Origin of the sequence: Flavonifractor sp. An112 (genome assembly GCF_904377885.1) — a bacterium.
In the GTDB taxonomy this organism is placed as follows: Bacteria; Bacillota; Clostridia; order Oscillospirales; family Oscillospiraceae; genus Flavonifractor; species Flavonifractor avicola.
In genome coordinates, this window is record NZ_CAJFGT010000071.1 from 1 (window position 1) to 13,079 (window position 13,079).

Consider the following 13,079-nt stretch of genomic DNA (forward strand, 5'->3'; position numbering starts at 1 on the left):
GTCCTGACCGTGGCCGATGACCAGCATCACCTGGGCGGTGTCCACCCCGTCGATGACCGTCACCGCCTTGTACACCGTGCCGTCCTCCCCCGCCAGGGCGTCCCGGTGGACGTCCAGCACAATCTTGATGGAGGGATACTGCTCCAGATACTTCTGCACCGTCTGGGCAGAGCGGGTATAGGCCCCGTTGTACTGGGGGTAGTCGTGGACGGTGCGGTCGTGAATGACCGACAGACCCATCTCGGTGAACACCCGCTCCATCTCGTCCCCCACCCGCAGCATATTGTCCTCCTCCTCCAGGGTGCGGGCCACCCCGCCGTCGGGGGTATACACGTCGGTGCCATCTGGGGTGTATGCCTCGGTGGTGTGGGTATGGATGATAAGGATCTGAGGTCCCTCGGCGGGCAGGGTGATGTTCACAGACGCCTGAGCCGCCGCCTCCAGATCCACGGACTCCCCGGTGCGGTTATAGAGATACAGGCCACCCGCCACATCGTAGCCCTGAGGACTGGTGGGGATCAGGGTACGGGCGATGATATCCGAAGGCGCGGTAGTAGTCTTAGGCTCTTCCACCAGGTCGTCGTGGTCCTGGGCCGGCTGTCCCGCCGGCAGTTGTATTTCCTCCGGCACCTCTTGTCCCAGATGCTGGGCCACCGCCTCCTGATTGCCTGCCAGCAGCAGGGACTGGCCCACCGCCAGCCGGTCCCAGCCGTCCAGTTTGTCCAGGGTGTCGCCCCCTGTCTTGCCCAGTTCCGCCGCCAGAGCAGTGGACACAAAGGCCCCGCTCTCCCCCAGGCTTTGCAGCGCCCCCGCGCCCCCGCCGCACAGAAGCAGCAGCCACACCGCCAGGGTGGCCAGGAACAAAGCGGCACTCCGGCGGAACAGTCGTTTCCATAAGATCGGCCCTTTCATATCGCACCATCCTCATCTGTAATGTGGGATCCTTTCGGTCCCTTCTACCCTATGCGCCCATTCCTCCGGGTATGCCTTGTCCCAAATCTCACCGGCGGTGGAAATTATTTTGACTGTCAAAGGATTCCCTTGACATTTTTCTACAATCCGGTATAATTCAGTTGCGAAACAAGCCACGCAGAAGGGAGGCCCTCAGTGGAGTATTCCAGCGAAATCATCAACCATTTTCTTTCCGACGTCTTTGGCGATATCCTGAAGCGGGAGGAGTCCACCCTGGCGGCAGGGGACCTGTCCCTGCGGGAGGTACAGCTCATTGACGCCATCTGCCGCACCGTGGACGAGGGGGGCGACAACCGCTCCACCGCCATTGCCTCCGCCCGGCAGATGCCGGCGGGTACCCTGACCTGCGCCGTGGGACTGCTGGAGAAGAAGGGCTATCTGGTCCGCCGCCGGGACGAGAAGGACCGGCGGGCGGTGCGCCTGCTGCCCACCCAGCTGGGCCGGGCCGCCAGTGAGCAGCACCGGGCCTTTCACCGCCGTCTGACCGACCGGATGCTGTCCGCTCTGACCGATCAGGAGGCCTCCGCCCTGGCGCGGGGTATGGAAAAACTGGCCGCTTTCTTCCGCGGCGGAGCCCAGGCTCCGGCGGAACCACAACCATAAAGATCTGATGAAGTGAGGTACGTTATGAGTAAGATCGCCATTGCCACCGACAGCAACAGCGGCATCACCCAGGCTCAGGGCAAGGAACTGGGTATTTTTGTTCTGCCCATGCCTTTCTATATCAACGACGAGCTCTTCCTGGAGGACATCACCCTCTCTCAGGAGCAGTTCTATGAGCGTCTGGCCCAGGACGCCGACGTCAAGACCACCCAGCCCTCCCCCGGCGACGTCACCGACCTGTGGGATAAGATCCTCCAGGACTATGACCAGATCGTGTACATCCCCATGTCCAGCGGCCTGAGCAGCTCCTGCGAGACCGCCATGATGCTGGCCCAGGACTACGAGGGCAAGGTGTTTGTGGTCAACAACCAGCGCATCTCGGTGACCCAGCGCCAGTCGGTGCTGGACGCTCTGGAAATGGCCCAGGCCGGCAAGTCCGCCCAGGAGATCCACGACTATCTGGAGCGCACCAAGTTTGACTCCGATATCTACATCACCGTGGACACCCTGAAGTATCTGAAAAAGGGCGGCCGCTGCACCCCCGCCGCCGCCGCTCTGGGCGCCGTGCTGGGCATCAAGCCGGTGCTGCGGATCAAGGGCGAGAAGCTGGACTCCTTCGCCAAGGTCCGGGGCTGGAAGGCCGCCAAAAAGACCATGATCGACGCTATCCACCACACCATGGAGACTGAGTTTGCCGGTCTCTCCGGTCCGGAGCAGCTCCACATTGCCGCCGCCTACACCGGCGACCGGGCCGGCGCCCAGGAGTGGCTGGAAGAGCTGGAGGCTATTTTCCCCGGTTATCCCATCCATATGGACCCGCTTTCTCTGTCGGTGGCCTGCCATATCGGCCCCGGCGCCCGGGCAGTCACTGTAACAAAAGCTCTGGAAAAAGGATGATATCGCTTAAAAAGGGACGCAAATGCGTCCCTTTTTTCTGTTATTCGCCTGTTTCTGTCCCAATCCTGTCGATGATGGGAACAATTTAAAAATCATGCACATTTTCTTCACAGTTCCGCCACAATTACAGGGTATTCTAAAACTCGTTCAAAGGAAACCGCAAAATCCGCTGGTAAAGGAGAGATCCGTTTATGTATTACAGTGATTATAACCGGCCCCCCGAGGACCGTGACTCCGTCATAGAAACCAATCAGTTCCATGTGTATGACGCCGAGCCCCCCAAGAAAAAGAAGAAGGGCGGCTTTGGTAAGTTCATTGCCGTTGGCCTGTGCTGCGCCATCATCGGCGGCGCGGTGGGCGGCGGCGGCGTGTGGGCTGTCAACCGCTTCGGGGACAACTCCACCACCATTTACGAGGGCACCCGTCCCACCGCCGTGTCCCTGGCCAACGTGGACGGCAAGACCGTCCTCTCCGCCGAAGAGGTGTACGCCTCCAACCTGGAGTCGGTGGTGGGCGTCAACGGCAACGTGACCACCAACGTGTGGGGCCAGACCGTTAAAAACGCCGTGTCCGGTTCCGGTTTCGTCATCAGCTCCAATGACACCACCAGCTACATCCTTACCAACTACCATGTCATCAACGGCGTCAGCGACATCACCGTCTTCTTCTCCGACGGAAAGAGCTATGACGCCACCCTGGTGGGCGGCGAGGAGGAGAACGACATCGCCGTGCTGAAGATCGACCAGGGCAACCTGCGGCCCGTGGTGCTGGGCGACTCGGACGCCATCAATGTGGGCGAGGATGTGTACGCCATCGGCAACCCTCTGGGTGAATTGACCTTCACCTTCACCGGCGGCTACGTCTCCGCCAAGGACCGCTCGGTCACCATGAGCGACGGCACCGTCATGAACATGATCCAGACCGACACCGCCATCAACTCCGGCAACTCCGGCGGCCCCCTCTTTGACAAGTACGGCCAGGTGGTGGGCATTGTGTCCGCCAAGCTGTCCTCCAGCTCCAGCTCCAAGGCCTCTGTGGAGGGTCTGGGCTTCGCCATTCCCATCAACGATGTGAAGGACATGGTCACCTCCATTATGGAGAACGGCTACGTCACCGGCAAGCCCAACGTGGGCGTGCTCATCAACGCCGTGGATGAAAGCGTTCAGCGCTACGGCGTGCCTGCCGGTGTGGAGATCATGGCCATCCTGGACGGCTCCTGCGCCCAGAAGGCCGGCCTCCAGGTAGGCGACATCATCACCGCTGTGGGTGACACCCAGGTATCTACTGAGACCCAGCTCCAGAGCGCTGTGAAGGATCACAAGGCGGGAGAGTCCGTCACCTTCACCATCTACCGGGACGGCAACACCTCCACCGTCAATGTAACCCTGGATGAGGACAACCAGGAGCGGCAGGACGCCATGAATCAGCTGAGCGAGGAGTACAACAGCCAGCAGCAGCAATCCCAACCCCAGCAGGGCGGCAATTACTACTACAACTTCCCCTTCGGCAACTGGTAAGCGTTAAGCACAACCCCCGGCACGCTGAATCCACAGCGCGCCGGGGGTTGTTTGTCTTATGGGCAGGCGGCAGCGGGTAGCCTGTCCCCGCCGGGCGGCCACAAAGGCCGCCCCTACAAAAGCCCTCTTGACCTTTTCACCCAGGAAGGACAAGGGGCCCAGGCATAAAAACCGGGCGGAGCCAAATGGCTCCGCCCGGTTTGTTTGGCTGAAAATCAGCCCTGGGTGCAGTGGTCGAAGAAGAAGTAGCCCAGAGGAGTATAGTACATACCCTGGATGCCGTCGGCCAGCATATACTTCTGAGTGTAGAAGTACAGGGGGCACAGAGCGTAATCCTGGCCCATGATGATATCCTCGGCCTCGTGCATCAGCTGCATACGCTCAGCAGGATCGGTAGAAGCCTTGGCAGCCTGGATCTTGGCGTCGTACTCGGCGTTGGAGTACTGAGCGTCGTTGTTGCCGCCGCCGGTGAGCCACATATCCAGGAAGGACATGGGATCGTTGTAGTCGGCGATCCAGCCGTTACGGGCGATGGAGTAATCGCCGTCCTTACGGGTCTGCAGGAAGGTGGCCCACTCCTGGTTGTTCAGGGTGACGGTCACGCCCAGCTGGGTCTGCCACATATTCTGCAGGGCCTCGGCAACAGACTTATGATCATCGCCGGTATTGTACAGGTACTCAACAACGGGGAAGCCCTCGCCGTTGGGGTAGCCGGCCTCGGCCAGCAGCTGACGGGCCTCCTCGCAGTTGGCCTCATACTGCGCCTTGTCATCGCCGGACATGGGCTCATAGTAGTTGCCGCCCTGGGTACGGAAGTCATCGCCGGTGGCGCCGTCAGCGTCATAAACACCAGCGGGCACGAAGCCGCCGGCCTCGACCTGACCGGTCTGGGTGATCTCGTTCACGATGTAGGTGCGGTCAATGGCCAGAGTGAAGGCCTTGCGGACGCGAGGATCGTCGAAGGGGGCCTTCTGGGTCTGGTAGCAGACATAGTAGGTGCCGATGTAGTCCACGATCTTCAGGTCGCCGGAAGCCATCAGACCGGCAATCTCATCAGTGGGCATGGACTCGATGAAGTCCAGCTCACCGGACTTAAAGCCGTTGAGCATGGCATTCTGGTCATCCATCAGCTTAAAGGTGATCTTCTTGGGACCCAGGGTATCCACACCGTAGTAGTACTCGTTGGGCTCCATAACGATCTCGGAGTTGGTGACACGGCTGGTCATCTTGTAAGCGCCGTTGGACACATAAGTGGCGGGATCATAGGTCCACTGAGCATTGCTCACGATGTCCTCACGCACGGGGAAGGTGGCGGGGAAGGCGCAGATCTCGGTGAAGTAGGGCAGATCGCTGGTCAGAGTGACCTCGAAGGTCTTCTCGTCCACGGCCTTAACACCCAGCTCGCTGGGCTCCTTCTCGCCGTTGATGATCTCGTTAGCGTTGACCACGCAGTCGATCATGTAGCTGTAGTCAGCGGCAGTCTCGGGGCTGACCAGGCGCTGCCAGGAGAACACGAAGTCCTGAGCGGTAACGTCCTTACCGTCGGACCACTTGGCGTCGTCACGCAGCTTAAAGGTATAGGTAACGGTGCCGTCCTCGTTGGGAGTCTTCTTATAGGACTCAGCCTGGCCGTAGTCCAGCACAGCGTTGTTGCAGGTGCCGTTGGTGCCGGCGGTCTCGCTGCCGGAATCCTTCCAGCGCATCAGGCCCTCAAACATATGGCTGAGCATAATGGCGCCGTCGACCGCGCTGTTCAGAGCGGGATCAATGGACTGGGGCTCAGAAGCGATGTTGACAGTCATCTCAAAAGCGTCGCCGGAAGGAGCTTCGCTGCTGGGAGTGCCGCTGTTCTGAGCGTCAGGAGTCTCGTTGCTGTTGCTGGTGCCGCCGCCGCAGCCGGCCAGCAGACCGAACACGAGGGCCCCGGACAGAAGCAGAGAGACAAGCTTTCTCTTTTTCATGGTTGGACCTCCATCTTTCTCATTTTTGTATCAATAACGCCTTGGGGCGCGATACACATGGGGATGGTCATCGGCGCCCGCAGTGCGGGCGCCGAAAGGCCATGGCCTTTCGCACGTTAAAGTAACGCAAAGACATTATACCACAGGTCAGGTACAGGTGTAAAGAAAATGTTTCGAAATTGTTACGAACTCTCCAGTTTATTTCTATCTGGTTCCGAAAAAAGGCGGCAATCTGCCGCCTTTTTCCAATTTTCGCTTGAGCGCCCTTACTGCGCGGGCCCGGCTTTCGCTTACCCCAGCAGGTGGCAGGCCCATTCGCCCAATCAGCCCAGCAGGTGACAGGCGGCGTAGTGGCCGGGAGAATGTTGCCCACCCGGCCCAGGCCGGGCGGGTACCCCATTTCCTTTCATCTGCTCGGGCGAAGTGAATTCGCCCGGCATCAAGGTTTTGGGCACAGCCCAAAACGCTTGGACGCCGCAATGCGGCGGCAGGCCCATTCGCCCGTCTTAGCCCAGCAGGTGACAGGCGGCGTAGTGGCCGGGCGAATGCTCCTTGAACTGAGGCACACACTCCTTGCACTTCTCGGTGGCGTAGGGGCAGCGGGTATGGAACCGGCAGCCCGTGGGCGGATTCATGGGAGAGGGGATATCGCCCTGGAGCACGATACGCTGACGGGTCCGGCTCACCTCGGGATCGGGCACCGGCACGGCGGACAGCAGGGTCTTGGTGTAGGGGTGGATGGGATGCTTGTTCAGCTCGTAGCTCTCAGCCAGCTCCACCATGGTACCCAGATACATCACGCCGATACGATTGGAGATGTGACGCACCACGGACAGGTCATGGGCGATGAACAGATAGGTCAGGCCCAGATCCTGCTGCATATCCTCCAGCATATTCACCACCTGGGACTGGATGGACACGTCCAGGGCGGAGATAGGCTCGTCACACACGATGAACTCGGGGCGCACCGCCAGGGCGCGGGCGATACCCACGCGCTGCTGCTGGCCGCCGGAGAACTCATGGGGATAGCGGTTGGCGTGCTCGGTGTTCAGACCCACCCGGCTGAGCAGCTCCTTGATGCGGTCGGTGCGATCCTTCTTGTTGGGGCACAGCTTATGGATGTCCAGAGCCTCGCCAATGATCTCGCCCACCGTCATACGGGGGTCCAGAGAGGCGGAGGGATCCTGGAAGATGATCTGCATCTTCCGCCGGTAGGGCAGCATATTGACCGCCTTGGGCTTGGGGGTCTTGACGTGGATCAGCTGGCCGTTCTCGTCCTTCTGCCAGGGGTCCTCGCCCTCAAAAATGGTTTCACCGTCATAGACAATCTTGCCGGACGTGGGGGGATGAAGCTGGAGGATGGTGCGGCCCAGGGTGGTCTTGCCACAGCCGGACTCGCCCACCAGGCCTAGGGTTTCGCCCCGCTTGATGAACAGGGACACATCCTCCACGGCCTGGACGCCGGGACCCTTCAGGCCCTTGACGCCAAAGTATTTCTTCAGGTGGTCCACCTGAACGAGGATGTCATTCTTCTCACTCATGGTCGCCCGCCTCCTTGTTCTCGGTCTCCTGCGCGGGCTTGGCGTCCGCCTGGCCGGCCTTCTCCTTGGCCATCTGCTCCTGCACCCGCAGCCAGCAGGCGGAGCGGTGGTTGTCGCCCAGCTCCACATAGGGGGGCATCTTCTGCAGGCAGATCTTCATGGCGTATTCACACCGGGGAGCGAAGGGGCAGCCTTCGGGAGGATTGAGCATATCCACGGGGGTACCCTCAATGGGGATAAGGCGCTCGTAGCTCTCGGCGTCCACACGGGGCATGGACCGCAGCAGGCCCATGGTATAGGGGTGGCCGGGCTTGTAGAAGATGTCGTCCACCGGGCCCTGCTCCACCATCTTGCCGGCGTACATGACGGAGACCTTGTCGCAGATCTCAGCCACCACGCCCAGGTTGTGGGTAATGAAGATGATGCCCATGTGGGTCTTCTTCTGCAGGTCCTTCATCAGCTCCAGGATCTGGGCCTGAATGGTCACGTCCAGAGCGGTGGTGGGCTCGTCGGCGATGAGCAGCTGGGGATGACAGATCAGGCCCATGGCGATCATGACGCGCTGGCGCATACCGCCGGACAGCTCGTGGGGATACTGCTTCATCCGCTTCTCCACGTTGTTGATGCCTACCAGCTCCAGCATCTCCATGGCCCGCTTGGCGGCCTCCTGCTTGGAGACCTTCTTGTCGTGGGCCTTCAGGGCCTCGATGAGCTGGTTGCCGATGGTGTACACGGGGTTCAGGCAGGTCATGGGGTTCTGGAAAATCATGGCCACCTTGTTGCCCCGCAGGTCGATCATCTCTTCCTTGCTCTTGGCCAGCACGTCCTCGCCCTCCAGGGTGATGGAGCCGCCCACCACCTTACCGGGGGACTGGAGCAGGCCGATGATGGAGTAGGCCTCCACGCTCTTGCCGGAGCCGGACTCACCCACGATACCCATGACTTCGTCATAGTTCAGGTCATAGCTGATACCGCCCACGGCCTTGACTTCGCCGGCGGGGGTGAAGAAGGAGACGTGGAGATCCTTCACTTCCAGCAGCTTGCCGGTTTTCTGTTTTTCTTCCATGGTGTCTCCTCCTTTCTTACTTCTTCAGGCGGGGGTCCAGAGCGTCACGCAGGCCATCGCCGAACAGGTTCAGGCAGAGAATCAGGATGCTCAGGATGGCGGCAGGAATAAACAAACGGTAGGGATAGCTCTGCAGGCCGCTCAGGCCATCGGAGCACATGGAGCCCAGACTGGTCATGGGGGCGGAAACACCCATACCCAGGAAGGAAAGGAAGGACTCAGTGAAGATGGCAGAGGGGATCTGCAGGAAGGTGGTGGTCACGATCTGGCCCACACAGTTGGGCAGCAGGTGGCGCTTGATAATGCGCCCGCCCTTGGCACCCAGAGCACGGGCAGCGGTGACGTACTCCTGCTGCTTGAGCTGGAGAATCTGGCCGCGGATAATACGGCTCATGGTCACCCAGTACAGCAGACCGAAGGCGATGAAGATAGCGATGAGGTTGGGGCCCAGAATGGTGACCATGTTCTGGAAGAAACCGTCGCCCGAGTTCTGGAAATCCTCCAAAATGGGCTTGAGGGTAGCGCCCAGCAGCAGGATGATGAGCACCTCAGGGACAGAGTAGATGATCTCCACGATACGCTGCATAACGGCGTCCACCTTGCCGCCGCAGTAGCCGGAGATGGAGCCGTAGATGGCGCCGATGACCAGCACGATGAGGGCACAGCAGATACCCACGATCATGGACACACGGGCGCCAATCATGGTACGCACCATAATGTCGCGGCCGTGCATATCGCAGCCGAACACATGGGGGAAGACAAACTCGCCATTGGCCTTGCGCTGCAGTTCCTCGTCGGTATAACCAAAGAGGTGGGGCTTCAGTTCCTGTGTGCCGCCAGCCTTGATCTTGGCCCGAATCTGGGCCTCCTCAATGCTGGTCAGCTCGCGGCCCTCAGCCTCAGCCTCGGCCCGGGCCGCCTTAATGGCAGCATCCGGGTCCTGGGCCATTCTGTCCTCCAGAGAGTAGTGCCAGGGGTGCAGGTTGTTGGCGCCGCGGATCTGCTCATCGTAGCCGTAGGGCACAATCATGGGGCCCACAAAGGCAAACAGGGCAATCAGGATCACGATGACCATGGCCACCATGGCCACCTTGTTGCGGCGCAGACGGCGCCAGGCGTCCTTCCAGTAGGACACGCTCTTGCGGTCCTGAATAAAACTCTCCTTCTCCTGTGCGCTGGCCGGCTCAAAAGCATTGTCGGGCAGCTTGTTCCAGTCCAGGATATCCTCAATGTCAGGCTGCAGGGAGCCAAGGACTTTTTTATGTTTACGAGCAGCCAACTCAGTTCCCTCCCTTGCTCAGATTGATTCGAGGATCCACCAGCTTGTACAGCAGGTCGGCCAACAGGTTCATCACAATAACGAAAGCCGCCAGGAAGATGGTGGTGCCCATAATGATGGGGTAGTCACGGGCCTGAATAGACATTACAAAGTAGCGGCCCAGGCCGGGGATGGAGAACACCTTCTCCACCACAAAGCCGCCGCACAGGGTAAAGGCAATCTGGGGGCCCAGGTAGGTGATGACGGGGATCAGGGCGTTGCGCAGGGCGTGCTTGAAGATGATCTTCTTGTTCTTCAGACCTTTGGCCCGGGCCGTCTTGATGTACTCCTGGTTGATGGAGTCCAGCATGGCGGTACGGGTCTGACGGGACAGGTAACACATGGGATAGAAGCCCAGAGCGGCGCAGGGCAGTACATAGCTCTGCCAGCTGCCGTCAAAGCCGGTTGGGAATATCTTGAATCCCTCAATGCCGCCGGTAAATACGTGTAGCAATATGGTTGCTACCACGAATCCCGGCATGGAGATACCTATGGTACATATTACTCGTAATAGGCTGTCCACCCAGGTACCTCGTTTATATGCGGCCAGACAGCCCAATGGGACGCCCACCAATATGGCCCAGCTGATGGCAATGATACCGATCTTAGCAGACAGGGGGAACATGGTGGTGATGATGTCCAGCACCGGCCGGTCCTTCTGCATCTTGATGGAGTTACGGAAATCGCCGTGGGCGATATCCCCCAGATAATAGCCCAGCTGGACAATGACCGGCTTGTCCAGGCCGTACTTCTCATTCAAGGCATCGATGGTGGCCTGAGATGGGGTTTTCTCAGACAGCCAGGGGTTGCCCGGAATGGCGTTCATGAGGAAAAAAGTGAGGCAGATGACGATGAACAGGGTGATCACTGCCATCAGCACTCTTTTCAAAACATATTTTGCCATTTCTTCACTTCCTATACCAGTCTCTGTTCGTTTTCCGCGAATGCCCCACAATAAACGTCTGTTTATTTTATCGTAATTAGCACCTTCCGTCAAGAGTTCTGCCGCCTGAATTTGATGGAATCGCCGTCAAATCTTGCAGCTGTCCTCGAGGTAAAGACACTTTTCTGCATAATTGTCCATTTCATTCTTCGACATCGGATGCTTTCTTTCCTTGTATCGCCTGCTTTTCGACACTTTTTCTCGCTAATGTGATGAAATTCCCTTATAAATATTCACGTTTTTGCCCCGCATATTCATTTTAACGGAATTCCTGCAAAACCCCGGCTTTGAATCTTGCCCCACCGTCCGGCTGCAAAATCCATACCAAAAAATGCGCGGACGAATGGGGGGCGCCCCCCATCCGTCCGCGCATTGGTTCGCCGCGGAAGCGGTCAATCAAAGCCCAGGCCCATGTAGCCCTGGGTCTCCTCTCCCCACAGTGCCCCCTTCTCCCGGTCATACCACTTGACCATGCCGAAGGGCTGGAGGTAACTGCCCTGCATCCCGTCCCACTGGGCTGGGGTGCGGACAAAGCACCGCTGGCCGGGCATCCGGGCGGCCAGGGCGGCCAGGCCCCGGGGCATATGCTCCGGCGGCAGCAGCAGTTCCTTGAACAGGACGCTCTCCTCGTCCAGATACTCGGCGGCGGCGCAGCCCTGGAAGTCTCCCACGGTAATGCGGTAGAGGCCGCCGCCGGTGATCTTGCCCATTCCCTCCTGATAGCGGATCTGCTCCTGGCTGTAGGAGACGAAGGGCAGGCCCGCCAGGGCCTCCTCCCGGATGGCGTTGTACGCCTCCGGCCCAATGGGCTCCACCCCATCCTCCGGGAAGTGGGGGGTGGTCATGCTCCGCAGCAGCTCCACCTTGCGGGTAAAAAAGCCGGGGAGATAGCCCACCATGCCGAAAAATTTGAACAGGCTGGCCTCGGCGGGCACCACAGTGACGCAGTCCGCCCCCCGAGCCTTTAAAAAGTCGTCCACATAGAGCAGCAGCTGCCTGCCGTACCCCTTGCTGCGCACGTTGGGGTCGGTGGCCAGGGCATAGACATACCAGGCGGAGGCGGCGCCGCCGCCGGGCAGGTGGATGGTCTGGGGCAGCAGGGCCAGCATGGAGGCCAGCTTCCCGTCCTCCAGCAGCAGGAGGGTGTCCTCCGGCCGCCAGCAGCATTCATAGAACCAGTCGATATAGCGGGGGTCCTCCCCAAAGGCGGCCCGCCACAGGTCTTTCTGGGCCTGGGCCTCGTCTGGCCGGGACGGACGGATCTCTACCATAGGATCGCTCCTCTCACGTTCAGGCGGCAGGCAGCCCCATCCGCTGCCCAAAAGATATTCTGCCCTAATCTGCCGACATCATATCATGGCACCCGGAAATTGGCAAGGGAAATCCCGCGAACCGGCCCGGAAACAGCAAAATGGGCGGCCAAAGGCCGCCCATTCCCATATTTATTGTTCCTCCACCAGCATGAGGCAGCCGTCCTGATCGTATTTCAGCCGCTGGACCTCCGCCTTGGTGTTGCGGATGATCTCGTCCATGCGGACGCTTTCGGTGACGGTGGCCACAAAGGTGTAGGCCACGCCGTGGCGCTTGGCACGGCCGGTACGGCCGATGCGGTGGGTGTAGTTCTCCATCTCGTCGGGCACGTCGTAGTTGAACACCGCGTCCACATCGTCGATGTCCAGGCCCCGGGCGGCCACGTCGGTGGCCACCAGCACCTTGATCTCGCCCTTTTTGAACTTGTCCAGGGTCTTTTCCCGCACCCGCTGCTGAATGTCGCCGTGGATGGCCTGGCAGGAGATCCCCCGCATCTGCAGCAGTCCGGCCAGCCGGTCGGTCATGTTCTTGGTGTTGCAGAAGGCGATGGCCCGCTCGTACTCCCCGTGGGTGATGAGGGCCACGATGGTGTCCAGCTTCTTCTCCCGGCCGTCCAGGTCGATGCGGTACTGGGTGATGTCGGGCTTGGACTCCTCCACCGGCCGGACGGTGATCTCAATGGGGTCCCGCTGGTACACCCAGGAGATGTCCATGACCTCCCGGCTGATGGTGGCGGAGAACATCCCCATGTTCTTCCGGTGCTTCAACTGGTCCAGGATGCGGGTCACGTCCCGGACAAAGCCCATGTCCAGCATCCGGTCGGCCTCGTCCAGCACCACCGTCTCCACCTTGTCCAGGCGGACGGTGCGCCGCTTCATATGGTCCATGAGGCGGCCGGGGGTGGCCACCACAATCTGGGGCTTCTTTTTCAGGGTGTTGATCTGCTTGTC

Annotated in this window: 11 protein-coding genes; 3 read left to right on the forward strand and 8 right to left on the reverse strand. The window is 60.0% G+C overall.

Annotation, left to right across the window (positions count from 1 at the left end; all coding sequences use genetic code 11):
* The coding region (locus tag IHN22_RS10325) for a stage II sporulation protein P (protein ID WP_191435169.1) at positions 1 to 912 on the reverse strand (912 nt) is incomplete at its 3' end.
* A 195-nt stretch (positions 913 to 1,107) separates the two neighbouring features.
* Here IHN22_RS10325 and IHN22_RS10330 point away from each other — a divergent pair.
* From IHN22_RS10330 to IHN22_RS10340, 3 genes are all read left to right on the forward strand, one after another.
* Positions 1,108 to 1,575 carry a MarR family winged helix-turn-helix transcriptional regulator gene (locus IHN22_RS10330; protein ID WP_191435170.1) on the forward strand — a complete coding sequence of 156 codons (468 nt, stop codon included), beginning with the start codon at positions 1,108 to 1,110 and terminating at the stop codon, positions 1,573 to 1,575.
* 24 nt (positions 1,576 to 1,599) lie between these two features.
* Complete coding sequence (locus IHN22_RS10335) at positions 1,600 to 2,472, forward strand: DegV family protein (protein WP_191435172.1); 873 nt, start codon at positions 1,600 to 1,602, stop codon at positions 2,470 to 2,472.
* Between the two features lie 191 nt (positions 2,473 to 2,663).
* Positions 2,664 to 3,989 (forward strand): S1C family serine protease, encoded by a 1,326-nt coding sequence (locus tag IHN22_RS10340; RefSeq protein ID WP_191435174.1) that lies wholly within the window; start codon positions 2,664 to 2,666, stop codon positions 3,987 to 3,989.
* Positions 3,990 to 4,204: 215 nt separating this feature from the next.
* Here the strand turns inward: IHN22_RS10340 and IHN22_RS10345 are convergent, their stop codons facing one another.
* The 7 genes from IHN22_RS10345 to IHN22_RS10375 all read right to left on the reverse strand — a co-directional run.
* The gene (locus IHN22_RS10345; RefSeq protein ID WP_191435176.1) at positions 4,205 to 5,950 is read right to left on the reverse strand and encodes a peptide ABC transporter substrate-binding protein; all 1,746 of its coding nucleotides are present in this window, start codon (positions 5,948 to 5,950) and stop codon (positions 4,205 to 4,207) included.
* Positions 5,951 to 6,456: 506 nt separating this feature from the next.
* Positions 6,457 to 7,491, reverse strand: coding sequence for an ABC transporter ATP-binding protein (locus IHN22_RS10350; protein ID WP_191435177.1), 1,035 nt, complete (start codon positions 7,489 to 7,491; stop codon positions 6,457 to 6,459).
* Positions 7,484 to 8,557, reverse strand: a complete 1,074-nt coding sequence (locus IHN22_RS10355; protein ID WP_087330207.1) for an ABC transporter ATP-binding protein — start codon at positions 8,555 to 8,557, stop codon at positions 7,484 to 7,486. Before IHN22_RS10355 ends, IHN22_RS10350 begins: the two co-directional genes overlap by 8 nt.
* Positions 8,558 to 8,573: 16 nt before the next feature.
* Positions 8,574 to 9,836 (reverse strand): ABC transporter permease, encoded by a 1,263-nt coding sequence (locus IHN22_RS10360; RefSeq protein WP_191435179.1) that lies wholly within the window; start codon positions 9,834 to 9,836, stop codon positions 8,574 to 8,576.
* A 1-nt stretch (position 9,837) separates the two neighbouring features.
* Complete coding sequence (locus IHN22_RS10365) at positions 9,838 to 10,779, reverse strand: ABC transporter permease (protein ID WP_087330203.1); 942 nt, start codon at positions 10,777 to 10,779, stop codon at positions 9,838 to 9,840.
* Positions 10,780 to 11,210: 431 nt separating this feature from the next.
* The gene (locus IHN22_RS10370) at positions 11,211 to 12,089 is read right to left on the reverse strand and encodes a GNAT family N-acetyltransferase (RefSeq protein ID WP_191435181.1); all 879 of its coding nucleotides are present in this window, start codon (positions 12,087 to 12,089) and stop codon (positions 11,211 to 11,213) included.
* Positions 12,090 to 12,260: 171 nt separating this feature from the next.
* Positions 12,261 to 13,079 (reverse strand): DEAD/DEAH box helicase (locus IHN22_RS10375; RefSeq protein ID WP_191435183.1); only part of this gene is annotated, 819 nt, incomplete at its 5' end.